The sequence below is a fragment of the Kocuria arenosa genome (genome assembly GCF_042879215.1).
GTDB lineage: Bacteria > Actinomycetota > Actinomycetes > Actinomycetales > Micrococcaceae > Kocuria > Kocuria arenosa.
The window spans coordinates 224,079-238,201 of record NZ_JBHZTA010000003.1; the positions used below are offsets into that span (position 1 = coordinate 224,079).

Sequence of the window (14,123 nt, forward strand, 5' to 3'; positions counted from 1 at the left end):
ATGACCGCTCTCAGCACCCCGCTCACCACCCAGCCGACCCACGGCGACCTGTACTGGACCGACGAGCACCCGCAGATCACCGAGGACGACAAGACGCTCCGGCGGATGGTCGCGGGCGCGGAGGCACCCGTGCTGCTGGCCGCCGTCGCCGTGGCGCTGCGGGACACCTCGTTCCTGCCCCCGGAGCTCTCCCCGCCCCTCCCGCCCATGGGCACGGCCCTCCAGCCGCACGGCGGCCTGACCCCCGAGCAGGTGGAGCAGGCCCAGGCGCTGGCGTTCGAAGGGCTGCGGCGACTGCGTGACGAGGATGTCCGGACGCTCGAGCCGCTCACCCCCGAGCAGACGGACACCCTCCTGAACTGGTTCACCGGAGGGCGCACGGAGCGCGATCCCGGCTGGATGGGCCAGCTGAAGCACGAGTTCGCCCTGGCCCCCGACCGCAACGGCTCCCCGGACTGGCACTACCAGGACTACCGCACGGACCCCGGGACCGAGACCTTCGAGACGCTGATCGTGGGAGCGGGGATCTCCGGCATCGCCGCCGCCTACCGGCTCCAGGAGGCGGGGCTGCCCTACACCTGGATCGAGGCCTCGCACCGCGTGGGCGGCACGTGGTGGAAGAACCACTACCCCGGAGTGCGCCTGGACACCCCCACCTACGGCTACAGCTTCTCCTTCGCCCAGCGCGTGGACTGGCCGCACCAGTTCGCGCAGGGCCACGAGGTCCTCGACTACCTGGAGACCGTGGCCGAGCGGGCCGGGTTCGCCGAGCGGATCGAGCTGAACACCTCGCTGGTGCGCGCCGTGTGGGAGGAGGACTCCGCCACGTGGTCGGCCACCACCCGCACCCGCGACGGCGAGGAGCAGGTCCGCCGCTACAACGCCGTCATCACCGGGGTGGGCCAGCTGGACCACCCGCACATCCCCGAGTGGCCGGGACAGGACTCCTTCCGCGGCGCGCAGATGCACTCCCAGGAGTGGGACCACGGCGTGGACCTCACCGGCAAGCGCGTCGCGGTGATCGGCACGGGCGCCAGCGCCTACCAGATCGTGCCCGCCGTCGTGGGCGAGGTGGAGCAGCTGTACCTCTTCCAGCGCAGCGCCCCGTGGATGCTGCCCGCCCCCACCTACCACGACCCGATGTCCGAGACCGCCGACTGGCTGCACACGACAGTCCCCGGCTACGGGCAGCTGTTCCGCCTGTGGGTCACCGCCGGCGGCATCGACGGGCGGCTGCACATCGCCACCGCTGAGGAGGGCTGGGAGGGCGCCCCGCTGAGCGTCTCCCGCGCCAACGAGGAGTTCCGTCAGGCGATCGTCCGGCGCATGGAGGAGCAGTACGAGGGCCGCCCGGACCTGCTGGAGAAGGCGATCCCCCAGTACCCGCCGTCGGCCAAGCGCATGCTCCGGGACAACGGCGTCTGGGCCGCGGCCCTGCGGGCCCCGCAGACCGAGGTGATCTCCGAGGGACTGGCGTCCTTCACGCCCACCGGTCTGGTGACCGCGGAAGGGCGGGAGCTCGACGTCGACGTGGTCATCTACGCCACCGGCTTCCGCCCCTCCGACTACCTGGACCCGATCGAGATCGTGGGCCGGGGCGGGGTCGAGATCCACGACTACTGGGGCGGTGACGCCATGGGCTTCGCCGGCATCACCGTGCCGAACTTCCCCAACTTCTTCATGCTGATGGGCCCCAACACCGGGGGCGTGGTGGCCGGCGGCCTGCACTTCATGATCGAGCGGGCCGCCGAGTACACGGTGGAGGCGGTCCGCCAGCTCCTCGCGCGCGGTGCGCGGGCCCTGGACCTCAAGCAGGAGGCCCTGGACCGGCACATCGCCTGGGTGGACGCCGAGAACTCCCGCATGACGTGGGGGCAGCCCTACGTGCGGACCTGGTACAAGAACCGCTTCGACCGCGTCTCCCAGGTGTGGCCCTTCCGGACCACGGAGTACTGGCGGATCACCCAGACCGTCGAGGCGGACGACTACGAGTTCCTGCGGTGAGCGGGCCGGACGCCGGGGTCGACGTCGTCCTGCGCTACGCCGAGCCGGCGGAGCCCGGCGACCGGTTCGCCGAGGCGGTCGCCGTGGGCCGGGGGGACGGCGCGCCGGCCGGCGCGGAGCGGCCCGCGGCGTTCCCGCAGCGGCCCGGTGCCCTGGACGCCCTGCTGGGCGGGGCCAACGGCGAGCTCCCCCAGAGAGAGACCGCGTTCCAGGTCCGGGTCCAGGCCCCGGCCGGCGCCGAGGGGCTGCCGGTGGTGGTGTTCGTCCCCGGCGGCGGCTTCCTCTCCGGCACCGGCAACGCCCGCTGGTTCACCTCCCCCGCCCTGGTGCGGAACGGGCCGGTCGTCCTGGTGACCGTGAACTACCGGCTCGGCGTCCTGGGCCACCTCGGCCCGCACGGGGACGCGCACGAGTCCCAGCGGCCCCTGCGGGACCTGCTGCAGGCGCTGCGCTGGGTCCGGGACGAGATCGGCGCCTTCGGCGGGGACCCGGGAAACGTCACGCTCGCCGGGGACTCCGCCGGCGCCTGGTACGGCTTCGCGCTGGCCGCGCACCCGGGGGCTGCGGGACTGTTCCGCCGCCTGGCCCTCGTCAGCCTGCCCTGGGAGCCCCCGCTGACCCCGGAGGCGCTGACGGAGCGGTGGCGTCCGGCCGCCGCCGCCCTGGCCGGGGCCGGCGGGCTGTCGCACGCTCCGCTCGAGGCCGTCCTCGACGCCCAGCAGGAGCTGGCCCGGGCCTTCGCCGGCCGGGGCATGGCACTGATGCCCGCGGCCGGCGGACCGGTCGGGGAGGACCTGCACGACTACGGCGCCTCCGCGGCGCGCCTGCACGTCGAGTCGCTGCTGCTGCTGTCCACCGCCGAGGAGGCCTCGGCCTTCCTGCGCGCCGCCCCGGACGAGGCGTTCACGCCGGGCGCCGTGGGCGGTTACCTCGGGTCCTGCTTCGCGGACCCGGCGGCCGCGGCGGCCTGGATCGACCACAAGCGCCCCGGGGCCTCCGGCAAGGAGCGCATGGTCGAGGCGATGACGCTCCACCAGTTCCGGCTGGCCCACCTCGAGCTCGCGCACGCCGCCGTCCGGGCCGGTCTGGACGTTCACCTCGCCGGGTTCTCCGTGCAGAGCCCGCTGCCCGGGGCAGGCAGCCCGCACTGCATGCCGCTGCCCTTCCTCTTCGGCGACCGCCGCTGCTGGGAGGACGCCCCGATGCTCCGCGGCCTCGACCCCGCCGTCTTCGACGCCACGGCGAGCGCGCTGCAGGAGTGGTTCCTCGGCTTCGTGCGCGACGGGCGGCCCCGGGCCGGCGGCCGCACGGTCCCCGGCTTCGACCCGGAGGAGCCCCGGCGCCTCGAGTTCGACGGAGGCGCTCCGACGCTGCGGGATCCGGAGGAAGGACACCTGGTCTCGCTGCGCCCCTGAGGGAGCACCGTGCAGTGGGAGGAAGAGGGAGGGGGTGGGACCTGACGGTCCCACCCCCTCCCTCTGTGCTCGGGTGCCGGGCCGGCACGGCCACCGGGCGTGCTCAGTGCTCCGGCACGAAGCAGCCCGTCAGCGCACCGACGTTCTCGAGGTCCTCGAGGTGCGCGACCGTGGCCGCGGCCCGCTCGGCGCGCGCGGGGCTGATCCGGTGGGAGAAGGCGGTGTTGAGCCGGTACTTCTCCAGGATCTGCTCCTCGGACAGCGGGGCGTGGTGGACGTCGCCGCGCGGGGCGTCCACCCGCTGCCGGCGCACGCTGCCGTCGGAGAGGTGCACCTCGACCTCCGCCGTCAGCACCTCGCGGTCGTCGAGTGTGCCGCGGATCTCGGTGACGCCCAGGAGGGCCCGGACCCGGGGGTCCGCCACCGCCTGCGGCCCGAGGTGCTCCGGGCGGACCGTGCCGAAGACCAGTGCGGCGGCCGCGGTGTACTGGATGCTGAAGGCCGCGGAGACCTCGGGGCACTCCCCCGGCTCGAAGGGCTGGCCGACGAAGCCCCCGGCCGTCCGCGGCGTCACATGGACGACCACCTGCTCGATCCGCTCCGGGTCGAGCCCACCTTCCTCGACCAGCCGCACGCAGGCGTCCAGCGAGGGGTGCGCGGCGCGGCAGCACGACCACGGCTTGATCACGGCGTCCGCGTAGAACTCCTCCCCCAGGCGCTCGACCATCACCTCCGGGTCGGGGTCGGTGCAGTAGGTCTGCAGGAACCCGAACCGGCCGCCCAGCGGGTCCTCCGGCCCGGTCACGCCCGCAGCGGCCATCTCGGCTGCGGTGATCGCGTTGCGCGCCGCGAAGGCCATGGGCAGCTTGAAGACGCCGGCCCGGTCGAAGATGCCGGCCACGGTGCCCGCGAGCTGGTTGACCGCGATGCCGACCGCGTGCCGGGTGCGGGTCTCGTCCAGTCCCATCAGCAGGCAGGCGACCACGGTGGCCCCCACGCCGTTGACGGTGCCCGTGTTGTCCTGGCCGGAGTAGACGTCGAAGCCCGAGCCGAACGCGAGCCGGGCGGCGATGTCCTCGCCCGCCAGCAGGGCCGTCAGCAGCTGCCGGCCGTCGGCCCGTTCGCGCTCCCCGACGGCGAGGGCGACGGGCACGGTCGTGCCGGAGATGTGCGCCGCGACCTGACGCCGCCCCGGTCCTTCGGCGCCGACCGGCTCGAAGTCGAACGAGCGCATGAGGGCCGCGTTGAGCATCGCGGCGTGGTGGGCCGGGATCCTGCGCCCGTCCCCCAGGACGGGCGCGTCCTCGCGCCCGCCCCAGCCGACGACGGTCTCGACCAGCTGCTCCATGCCCTGGGCGCGGTGGCCGGCGGCGATGTTGCCGAGGGCGTCGAGCACCCGGTGCCGGGCCCGTTCCAGCACGGCGACGTTGAAGTCCTCGAACCGGACCCGGTGGGCGTGGTGGAGCAGGCGGTCCGTGAGGGTGACCTCCGCGGTGAGCTGCCCGTCGCCGCCCATCTCAGGCCCCGTCGCCGGACGCTCCGTGGCCGGCGTCCACGGTCTCCCGCGGGGCGCTGCGAGTGGCGATGCGCTTGGTGGCCTTGAACCGGGCGCGCTCCAGGTGGGTGCTCTGCATTCCCTCCGCGCCCTCGGGGACGCGGCGGATGCAGATCAGGCCGGCCACGAGCACGGCGACCCAGAAGACGCCGACCAGCGGCAGGCCGCCGGCGATCATCAGGCCCGTGACGATCATGGGCGTGAAGCCTGCCCCGAGCGTGGAGGCCAGCTGGTAGGACAGCGAGGCGCCGGTGTAGCGCACGCGCGGCGGGAACAGCTCGGAGATGAAGGCCCCGATCGGCCCGGCGAGGATGCCCTGGACCAGGCCGTTGCCGATGAGGATCGCCGCGACGAACAGCCAGGGGCTGCCGCTCGTGAGCATCACGAGGATCGGCCACGCGAGGACGATCCCGGCCACGGCGCCGACCGTGAGCACGGTCCGGCGGCCGATGCGGTCGCTCATCCGGGCGGCCAGGAAGGAGACGGCCACGGTGACGATCGCCGCGACGCCCTTCCAGTTGAGCACCCACTCACGGTCGATGCCGTTGTTGACGGCCTGCGCCACGCCCCAGGAGGTCAGGATGCCCTGGCAGGCGTAGAAGCCGAGGCTGGCGACCAGGGTCAGGCCCACGGTCCTGGAGTGCCGGGCCAGGATCTCGCCCAGCGGGGTCTTCCGGGTCTCCTCGAGCTGCTCGGCCTCAGCGGCCAGCTGCTGGAACACCGGCGACTCCGCCACCTTGAGGCGGATCACCATGCCGATGACGATGAGCACCGCGCTCAGCAGGAACGGCACCCGCCAGCCCCACTCGAGGAACTGGTCACCGGTCAGCGCCGAGGTCGCGGAGACCACCAGCGTGGCCAGCAGACCGCCCGCGGGGCCGCCGGCATTGGCGAAGGCCGCGGCGAACCCGCGGCGGGAGGCCGGGGCGTGCTCCAGCGCCATGAGCGTGGCCCCGCCCCACTCGCCGCCGACGGAGATCCCCTGCACCATGCGCAGGAGCACCAGGATCACCGGGGAGATCCAGCCGAGCACCTCCGGGGTGGGCAGCAGGCCGATGGCGATCGTGGCGGCGCCCATCATCATCATCGACACCACGAGCATCTGCTTGCGGCCCACCCGGTCGCCGAAGTGGCCGAAGACCAGGCCGCCCAGGGGCCGCGCCACGTACCCGGCGGCCAGGGTGCCGAAGGAGGCGAAGAGCGCCAGGGCCGGGTCGAGGTTCGCGAAGAAGACCTTGTCGAAGACGATGGCGGCCGCCGTCGCGTACAGGATGAAGTCGTAGTACTCGATGATCGAGCCGAGCATGCTGGACCCGAGGACACGGCGCAGTTCCTTCGTGTTCAGGGTGTCGGGACGGGAGGGGGTCGACGGACCCCCGGGGACCCCAGGGGTCCGGTTCTGCTGAGACATGAGCTCCAACTTCCGGGCGCCGCGGTGGCACCGGGTGGAATCGCCGACGGGGTGGAAGGCCCGGGCCGGCGGCGATGACGGCTGGCAGGGGAGGAGGCGGGCGCCGCGGCTCGTGGCGTGCGCCCGGGGAGGCGGGTCGGGTCAGACCGCGGTGAGGCGGCGGACCACGGGAGGGATGCCGAAGTCGCGGAAGTCCAGGGGACGGTAGTCGCTCCACATGTTCCACCAGTTGTCCTCGGCGCCCCAGACGATCGGCTCCCGGTTGTCGTCGTAGATCTGCTCCAGATCCGTGTACAGCTCCACGACCGCTCCCGAGTGCTCGACATAATATGCGGCGATGTTGTGACCTGCACCATGGCGTACCGGGCCCCAGATCAGGTCCCGGCCGACCTTGTTCAGCCGGTCGCCCAGCTTGGCCAGGTCCGCCACGGACTGGGTCTGCCACGCGTGGTGGTGGAAGGTGCCCTTCCCCGGCAGCAGGGCGATCCCGTGGTGGTCCGGGTTGCACCGCATGAAGTAGGCGTAGTCGTCGCCGATCACGTCGGAGAGGCGGAAGTCCAGGACCCGCCGCAGGAACTGCATCATGGAGCGGGTGTTCCGGGGGTGGAAGTTGAGGTGGCCGTAGCGGTCCGGCCCGAAGCCCTTCTGCGCGGCCACGTCCGCCTGCCGGCCGATGGTGATCTCGAAGACCCACCCCTCGGGGCCGACGAAGCTGAAGCCGTCCTCCACCCCGGCGGTGCGGGGCAGGTCGGTGAGCACCTCGAGGTTCTCGTCCTCGACGCGGCGCCGGACGGTCTTCAGGGCGTCCCCGTCACGGGCCACCAGCCCGAGGGAGTCCACGCCGATGACGTCCGACTCCCGGTAGACGAGCTCGTGGTGCACGTCGCCGGCGGCCAGGTACACGGCGTCGCCCGCCTGCTCGGTGACGCGCAGGCCCAGCAGCTGGGTCGCGTCCCGGACGGAGGCCTCGACGTCGGTGGTCTGGATGCCCACGTGCCCCATCTCGCTGATCAGTCCCCAGGACATATCTGCTTCCTCATTCCTTGTCGTTGCCGGTGTGCGCCACGGCCCACCGGCCTGCTCGGCTGGGTTCAGTTGACGACGGCGACGGGCTGCGGCACGGCGTCGTCGGCCTGCGGGATGCCGGCGTCCTCGAACAGAGCGCGGTACGCGCCCGTCTCGCCCTTGGCCTGGGCCTTGCGGTGGTCGAGCCCCCGGGCCCGTCCCACCGAGCCGAGGTAGAAGCGCTCGTAGAGCTCGTTGCGCGAGCCCAGGGCGGATCCGGCGAAGTCCCACGCGGTGCGGAAGATCCGTGCCCGCTCCCGGGCGGAGATGCCCTGGGCCCCGGGCAGGTACTGCTCCACCAGCGGGCCCAGCCGGGGGTGGTCGAAGGCCGCCGCGGTCGGCGTGGCCAGCAGGTTGTGCGAGCCCAGGGTCTTGATGATGTCGTTCACCCGCGCCATCCAGATCGGCATCATGGTGCGCAGGGACGAGATGTCGTCGTGGCAGAACCAGGCGCCCCCGCCCCAGTCCGAGGACTTCACCTCGGCGGAGTGGACCACGGCCCGGGCGATGCGCAGGTAGGAGTAGATCTCGCCCAGCACGGAGGCCGTCTCGGGCTTGGTGTCCGTGCCGGTGGCCTTGGCCATCTGCACGCACAGGTCGTAGGCGAACTCCAGCTTCACGCAGGCCCGGATGGCGGTCTGCTGCTGGGTGTTGCCGGTGGCGGTGCCCCCGTTGAGGCGGTTGTAGACGTCGAGGTTGCCGTCGATGAACACCCGGTGCCAGGGCACCAGGACGTCCTCGAAGATGACGACGGCGTCCTGCTCGTCGAAGCGGGCGGAGAACGGCCGGTCCACGACCTCCATGTCCACCACGTACGGGTCGCGGCACACGGAGACCACCCCGGGGGTGTTGACCGGGATCGCGAAGGACACGGCGTGGGCCTCGTCCCCGGGACGGATCGGGGTGGCGGGGTACACGTAGAGCTCGTCGGCGATCGGGCCGAGGGTCGCGAGCATCTTGGCGCCGCGCACCACGAGGCCGTCGACGGTCCGGTCGACGACCCGCAGGGTCAGGTCCTCGTTGACGCCCTCGAACTCGCCGGTCGACTTGTCGATGGCCGCGTGCACGATGGTGTGGGTCAGCGCCAGGTCACCGTCGATCACCTCGCGCTGGTAGGCCGCCAGGCGGTCGTGGAAGACGGGGTCGCCGTACTGCTCGAAGATGTCGCGGCGGGAGACGTGACCGGCGAGGACCACGTTCACGTAGTCCGGGGTGCGGCCCAGCATGCCCACCGAGTAGCGGGCGAGACGGTCGAAGGCCACGTGCCGGCGCTCGAGGTCCTGCGCGCTGCGCGGCAGCAGATGGGAGACGTTCATCCGCCCCCCGTCCGGGGCCGGCATGAGGACGTCCTCGGCGTGGTCGTGCTGGTAGTCGAAGTAGCCCGCCATTCCCTCGATGGACCGGACCAGCGCGGGGTGGGTGGTGATGTCGATCCGTTCGTCGCCCAGCCACACCTCGCGGCCGTCGTCAAGGCCGGCCTTGTACTGAACTCCAGTCCTGGCTGTCATGTCGTCTCCCATGGTTCATCAGGGTGCATTTTGATCATTAAAATATTTTCTCTGCGGACGAGTCTACGATGTGGTTGTGATGCACGCAATAGTCGGTCGTACTCAAAAGAAGACAATCTGCACTGAAAATGCACATCGACCGGTGACGTGGGTTGGATCTTTTTTTGCCATCGATGTACAAGATCGGCGCAGAACGTAGACTGTGCGCATGGCCAAACGCACTGACGCCGAAACGCTCTCCAAGCACCTCCGCGACGAGCTGCGCACCAACATGCTCAGCGGACGGTGGGCGCCGGGCGACCGGCTCCAGCTGAACCAGATCTCGGAGCAGTTCACCACGTCGTCCACGGTCGTGCGGGAGGCGCTCACGCGCCTGGCGGGCGAGCGGCTGGTGGTCCTGCGCCCCAACCGCGGCTTCTTCGTGCCCACCCTGTCCCTGGACGAACTGCGGGACATCACGGAGCTGCGGTGCGTCAACGAGCAGTTCGGGGTCACCCTGGCCATCGAGCGAGGCGATCTGGCGTGGGAGGGCGAGCTCATGGCCGCCCACCACACAATGGAGCGCACGCCCAGCAGGGACGAGGACAACCGGCTGACCGCCGAGTGGGCCGTCGCGCACCAGTCGTTCCACGCCCAGCTGCTCGCCGCCTGCGGGATCCCGGCGCTGATCGACCTGACGAACACGCTGTCCGACCTGGCGCAGCTCTACAACTGCTGGGCGACCTCGGCGACGAACTGGAGCGGACGGGACCTGTCCGCGGAGCACCAGGCCATTCTCGAGGCCGCCCTGGCCCGTGACGCGGAGACCACATCGAGTCTGCTGGCCGACCACTACCGGGGCACCCTGGAGGCCATCGCCACGCTCGGCGTGGAGGTGGGCCTGCCGGCGTCGGCGTGACGGCCGCCCGCCGGCAGGCCCGGCGGGCTCAGCGGCCGTCCCGGTACCGTGCGGGCCAGACGCCCTGCTTGCCCGGGGCGAGGATGCCTGCGGGGTCCACGGCGTCCTTCAGCCGCTCCTGGAAGCGCCGCACGGCGTGGTCGTTGAAGTCGAACCCGTCGGCGATGCGGTCCATGTAGTCGATGTGGCTGCGGTAGGGCGCGTACCCGCGGCGGCGGGCGGCGTCCAGCAGGCGCCCGTACAGCTCCCGCGCCCGGCCGAGCATCTCCTCGTTGTCGTTCTCGAAGTAGATCATGGTCACGTGCACCATGTGGCGGGGGTAGAGGTGGTAGCCGATGTACAGGTCGAAGCCGTACTCGGTGTACAGGTCCTTGACCTCCTGGTAGAAGTCCCAGACCTCCTCCCCGCGGGCGGGCAGGATCGGGGCGGCGTCGATGTGCCCGCCGTTCTCGGCCATGTAGTTGATCGTGCCCAGGGGCTTGAGCGTGGGCACGCCGGCCATCTGGGTGCGGTCCTGGTCGGCGATGTCCGCGTAGGCCACGCGCGCCCCCTCCGCCGCCTCGTAGAGCCGTGCGTTGACCGTGAAGCCCTCCAGGTCCGCGAACCGCTCCCGGATGATCTCCAGGCGGCGCTCGGCCAGGCCCTTGTCCCCGTAGATGCCGAACTTGGCGTTCCACTGGCCGATGCCCAGTTCCTGGCGGATCTCCTCGAGGCGCTCGGGCGGGATGGACCCCTCCCCCTGGTACCAGCGGGACCGCGGGCCGTTCATGGTCACCGCGCGCACCACGTTCCCGCACAGGGCGTTGTTCTGGATGACGTCCTCGCGCCGCAGCTGGGTGAGGATGTCGATCAGCTGCGGCAGATCCTCCTCCCGCTCGACGGTGACGTCGCCGTTGACGTAGACCTCCGGCCACGGCATCAGCCAGAGTCCGATGCTCGTCACGACCCCCAGGTTGGACTGGGTGAACAGCCCGTCGAGCGTGGGCCCGAAGCCGCCCTGGAAGATCGGCCCGAGGCCGGTGCCGCTCATCGCCCCCATCCCGGTCCGCAGCAGCTCGCCGTCCGGCAGGACGACCTCCATGCCGCAGATCTGCTTGGAGTGGTCGCCCAGCGGGGTCATGCCGTAGCCGCGGTCCAGCGCATTGCCCAGGACGGAGCCCCAGCCCAGCGCCGGGACGGAGAGCCAGACCTTCAGGCCGCGCTCCTGGATGTGCTCGTACAGGTCGAAGAACGTCACCCCGGGCTCGACGACGGCGTAGCAGAGCCGGTCGTCCACCTCGAGGATGCGGTTCATGCGCCCCAGGTCGAGGGCGACCGTGCTCCGGTCGCGCGGCTCCGGCCCGCCGTAGCCGAGGTTCTTGCCGCGGGAGAAGGTCCACATCGGGGTCCCGGTCTCGTTCGCGAGCCGGACCAGGGCCTGCACCTCGGCGGTGTCCGCGGGCCGCACCCCGGGCCAGGGCGACCGGCCGGGCCGCAGCGGATAGGGGTCCCGGTAGCCCTCGGTCGTCTCCGGGCGGATCACGTTCTCGGCCCCGACGATGCTCTCGGCCCGCCGCAGGAAGTCCTCCCGCGCGCCCTCGACGTCGAGGGCGGACCCCACGGACAGTTCAGTCATTGTCATACCTCTCTCGGATGGGTGGACGGAGCGGGGCCGGACGGTCTCAGGCCGGCAGGAGCGACGGGGAGACCTCGGGAAGGCCGAGGTTCTGCCGGAACGTGGCGCCCTCGTACTCGGTCCGGAAGTACCCGCGGTCCTGCAGCTCGGGCACGAGCTTGTCGCAGATCAGCTGGAAGCCGACCGGGTTGAACGGGGAGTTCAGGTTGAAGCCGTCGCAGGCCTTGGACTCGAACCAGTCGACCATCCGGTCCGCGACCTGCGAGGGAGTCCCCGCCATCCACTGGTGGCCCGTGGAGCGGGCGAGGTCGACGATCAGCTCGCGCAGCGTCATGCCCATGTCCACGGACTTCATGCGGTAGATCTTGTAGCGGCTGCCGTAGGCGTCGTCGTCGCGGAACCACTCCGCCGGGATGCGCTCGTCGTAGTCCAGCGAGGACAGGTCCATGCGCAGGTCGGCGCCGACCTGCGCCCGGCCGTTCTCGAGGTGGACGTGACGGCCCAGCTCGTCGGCCAGCTCGCGGGCCTCCGCCTCGGTGTCGCCGAGGATCGGCAGGATGCCCGGGACGATCTTGACGTGGTCCGGGTTACGCCCCTTGGCCTTGGCCATCTGCTTGAACTTCGCGTAGAACTCGATCGAGGGCTCCTTGTTCGGCTGCGCGGTGTAGATCATGTCGCCGATCGAGGAGCCCAGGTCCATGCCGGGCCCCGAGGAGCCGGCCTGCGCGAGCACGGGGTGCCGCTGCGGACTGGTGGGCATGTTCAGCGGGCCCTGGACGCGGAAGAACTCGCCCTCGTGGTCGATCGGGTGCAGCCGGGCCCGGTCCAGGTACTCCCCGGAGTCGCGGTCGACGACCACCGCGCCGTCGTCCCAGGAGTCCCAGAGGCGGCGCACCACGTCGACGAACTCGGTGGCCCGGCGGTACCGGGTCGCGGGGTCCGGCGCCTCCTCGATCCCGTAGTTCTGGAAGCCGTCGGAGGACGTCACGATGTTCCAGCCGGCGCGGCCGCCCGACATGTGGTCGAGGCCGCAGAGCTGCCGCGCCACGTTGTAGGGCTCCGAGAACGAGGTGGAGAGCGTGCCCACCAGGCCGATGTGCTTCGTGCGCGCGGCGAGCGCCGCGAGCACCGTGACCGGCTCGTAGAAGCCGTTCATCTTGATGTCCCCGCGCAGCAGCGTGTTCGCGTGCACCACGTCCCCGAAGAAGACGGCGTCCAGCTTCGCCGCCTCGGCCATCTGGGTGAGCTCCAGGACGAAGTCGAGGTTGCCCAGCTCCTCCGCCCTGCTGCCGTCCATGCGCCAGCTGTCCTTGTGGTACCCCGCGGGGAGCATGAAGGTCGTCAGAATCATGTGCTGGGCCGGCTTGGGAGTGCTCATCAGCGCTCGTCCTTTCCAAAGAGTCGAACCCCTCCCGGCGTCGAGCGGGAACGGCGTGGCGCGGGGCCACTGAGATCGTCATCACACAGCATGTCCCCCTGGACGACATTTTTCCAGTCTTTGCGCAATCTCTTCCAAAGAATATTTTTTAGTTGCCAAATGCAGGACTGCTGGCTAGCGTGAGATCCACGTCACCGCTCGGCATCACGCCCTCACCGAGGAAGGCCCGAGGACGCACACCACTCGACTCGATAGGAGACCTCTGTGAACTACGTCAGCTTCTCCGCCCCCGCCGGCAGCGCCACCTGGGGCGTGGCCGACCACGGCACCGTGCACGACCTCGGCCCCTCCGGCAAGGACCTGGCCCCCTCGCTCCACGCGGCGGTGGCCGCGGGCGTCTTCGGACGGCTGACCTCCGCCGACCTCGAGGGCGCCCCCGCCCACGCCGAGGAGGACATCACCTACCTGCCCTGCCTGACCGAGCCCGGGAAGATCATCTGCATCGGCGTCAACTACCGGACCCACCAGGAGGAGTCCGGCAAGACGGGGCAGACGGCGCCGACGGTCTTCACCCGCTTCGCCGACACGCAGATGGGCCACCTCGCCCCGGCGGTCAGGCCCGCCTCGACCGAGAAGTTCGACTACGAGGGCGAGATGGCCCTGGTGATCGGCAAGGAGGCGTGGCACGTGGCCCCGGAGGACGCCTTCGACCACGTGGCCGGGTACGCCAATTACAACGACTTCTCGGTGCGCGACTGGCAGAAGGCCGCCAGCCAGTGGATCCCGGGGAAGAACTTCCCGGCCACCGGCGGGTTCGGCCCCTACCTGGTCCCCGCCTCGGACGTGGGCGACGTCCGCGAGCTGACGCTCGAGACCCGCGTCAACGGCGAGGTCCGCCAGCACGCCTCGGTCGCCGACCTCTACTTCGACATCCCCACGCTGATCTCCTACGTCACCGGCTTCACCCGACTGCACCCCGGTGATGTGATCGTCACCGGCACCCCCGGCGGTGTCGGCCTCTTCTGGGGCGAGGGCGGCCTGCTGACCGCGGGCGACGAGGTCGAGGTCGAGGTGACCGGCCTGGGCGTGCTGCGCAACACCGTGGTGGACGAGTCCGCCGGGGAGCAGACCGCGCAGGAGGCGGGCTCCCTCGCCCACGCCGGCTGACCCCGGACCAGACCTCCGATAACGACGGCGGCCGGCCGGTTCTCGCGTCCCCAGGACGCAGGAGCCGGCCCGCCGCCGTTTCGCCGTGCCGCCCCGCCCGGCGTCGG

The 14,123-nt window shown here is 71.3% G+C and carries 10 protein-coding genes; 4 read left to right on the forward strand and 6 right to left on the reverse strand.

The window, feature by feature from the left end; translation table 11 throughout:
- Together ACFYE3_RS07080 and ACFYE3_RS07085 are read left to right on the forward strand one after the other, a co-directional pair.
- Entirely contained in the window at positions 1-2,004 is a 2,004-nt protein-coding gene (locus tag ACFYE3_RS07080) for a flavin-containing monooxygenase (RefSeq protein WP_387607426.1), read from the forward strand.
- The gene (locus ACFYE3_RS07085; protein ID WP_387607428.1) at positions 2,001-3,419 is read left to right on the forward strand and encodes a carboxylesterase family protein; all 1,419 of its coding nucleotides are present in this window, start codon (positions 2,001-2,003) and stop codon (positions 3,417-3,419) included. Before ACFYE3_RS07080 ends, ACFYE3_RS07085 begins: the two co-directional genes overlap by 4 nt.
- Positions 3,420-3,522: 103 nt before the next feature.
- Here ACFYE3_RS07085 and ACFYE3_RS07090 read toward each other — a convergent pair whose 3' ends face one another.
- The 4 genes from ACFYE3_RS07090 to ACFYE3_RS07105 all read right to left on the reverse strand — a co-directional run bounded on the left by ACFYE3_RS07090 (position 3,523) and on the right by ACFYE3_RS07105 (position 8,958).
- A complete protein-coding gene (locus ACFYE3_RS07090; RefSeq protein ID WP_387607430.1) occupies positions 3,523-4,935 on the reverse strand; it encodes an MmgE/PrpD family protein in 1,413 nt (470 codons plus the stop codon).
- 1 nt (position 4,936) lies between these two features.
- The gene (locus tag ACFYE3_RS07095; RefSeq protein ID WP_387607431.1) at positions 4,937-6,385 is read right to left on the reverse strand and encodes an MFS transporter; all 1,449 of its coding nucleotides are present in this window, start codon (positions 6,383-6,385) and stop codon (positions 4,937-4,939) included.
- 141 nt (positions 6,386-6,526) lie between these two features.
- Positions 6,527-7,411 carry a VOC family protein gene (locus tag ACFYE3_RS07100; RefSeq protein WP_387607433.1) on the reverse strand — a complete coding sequence of 295 codons (885 nt, stop codon included), beginning with the start codon at positions 7,409-7,411 and terminating at the stop codon, positions 6,527-6,529.
- A gap of 65 nt (positions 7,412-7,476) precedes the next feature.
- Positions 7,477-8,958, reverse strand: a complete 1,482-nt coding sequence (locus ACFYE3_RS07105; protein WP_387607435.1) for a 4-hydroxyphenylacetate 3-hydroxylase N-terminal domain-containing protein — start codon at positions 8,956-8,958, stop codon at positions 7,477-7,479.
- A 208-nt stretch (positions 8,959-9,166) separates the two neighbouring features.
- On the opposite strand from ACFYE3_RS07105, the gene ACFYE3_RS07110 reads away from it, so the two are divergent.
- Positions 9,167-9,856, forward strand: a complete 690-nt coding sequence (locus ACFYE3_RS07110; RefSeq protein WP_387607438.1) for a GntR family transcriptional regulator — start codon at positions 9,167-9,169, stop codon at positions 9,854-9,856.
- A gap of 28 nt (positions 9,857-9,884) precedes the next feature.
- Here ACFYE3_RS07110 and ACFYE3_RS07115 read toward each other — a convergent pair whose 3' ends face one another.
- Complete coding sequence (locus ACFYE3_RS07115) at positions 9,885-11,471, reverse strand: FAD-binding oxidoreductase (protein ID WP_387607440.1); 1,587 nt, start codon at positions 11,469-11,471, stop codon at positions 9,885-9,887.
- A 46-nt stretch (positions 11,472-11,517) separates the two neighbouring features.
- Positions 11,518-12,849 carry an LLM class flavin-dependent oxidoreductase gene (locus tag ACFYE3_RS07120; protein ID WP_387607441.1) on the reverse strand — a complete coding sequence of 444 codons (1,332 nt, stop codon included), beginning with the start codon at positions 12,847-12,849 and terminating at the stop codon, positions 11,518-11,520.
- Positions 12,850-13,113: 264 nt separating this feature from the next.
- Here ACFYE3_RS07120 and ACFYE3_RS07125 point away from each other — a divergent pair, with 264 nt between their 5' ends.
- A complete protein-coding gene (locus ACFYE3_RS07125) occupies positions 13,114-14,016 on the forward strand; it encodes a fumarylacetoacetate hydrolase family protein (protein ID WP_387607442.1) in 903 nt (300 codons plus the stop codon).
- The last annotated feature ends 107 nt before the right edge of the window (positions 14,017-14,123 follow it).

Bases quoted from the DNA above. Each gene is read 5' to 3' on its own strand.
- ACFYE3_RS07080 (WP_387607426.1), top strand. From the start codon at position 1: ATGACCGCTCTCAGCACCCCGCTCACCACCCAGCCGACCCACGGCGAC.
- ACFYE3_RS07090 (WP_387607430.1), bottom strand. From the start codon at position 4,935: ATGGGCGGCGACGGGCAGCTCACCGCGGAGGTCACCCTCACGGACCGC.
- ACFYE3_RS07095 (WP_387607431.1), bottom strand. From the start codon at position 6,385: ATGTCTCAGCAGAACCGGACCCCTGGGGTCCCCGGGGGTCCGTCGACC.
- ACFYE3_RS07100 (WP_387607433.1), bottom strand. From the start codon at position 7,411: ATGTCCTGGGGACTGATCAGCGAGATGGGGCACGTGGGCATCCAGACC.
- ACFYE3_RS07105 (WP_387607435.1), bottom strand. From the start codon at position 8,958: ATGACAGCCAGGACTGGAGTTCAGTACAAGGCCGGCCTTGACGACGGC.
- ACFYE3_RS07110 (WP_387607438.1), top strand. From the start codon at position 9,167: ATGGCCAAACGCACTGACGCCGAAACGCTCTCCAAGCACCTCCGCGAC.
- ACFYE3_RS07115 (WP_387607440.1), bottom strand. From the start codon at position 11,471: ATGACTGAACTGTCCGTGGGGTCCGCCCTCGACGTCGAGGGCGCGCGG.
- ACFYE3_RS07120 (WP_387607441.1), bottom strand. From the start codon at position 12,849: ATGAGCACTCCCAAGCCGGCCCAGCACATGATTCTGACGACCTTCATG.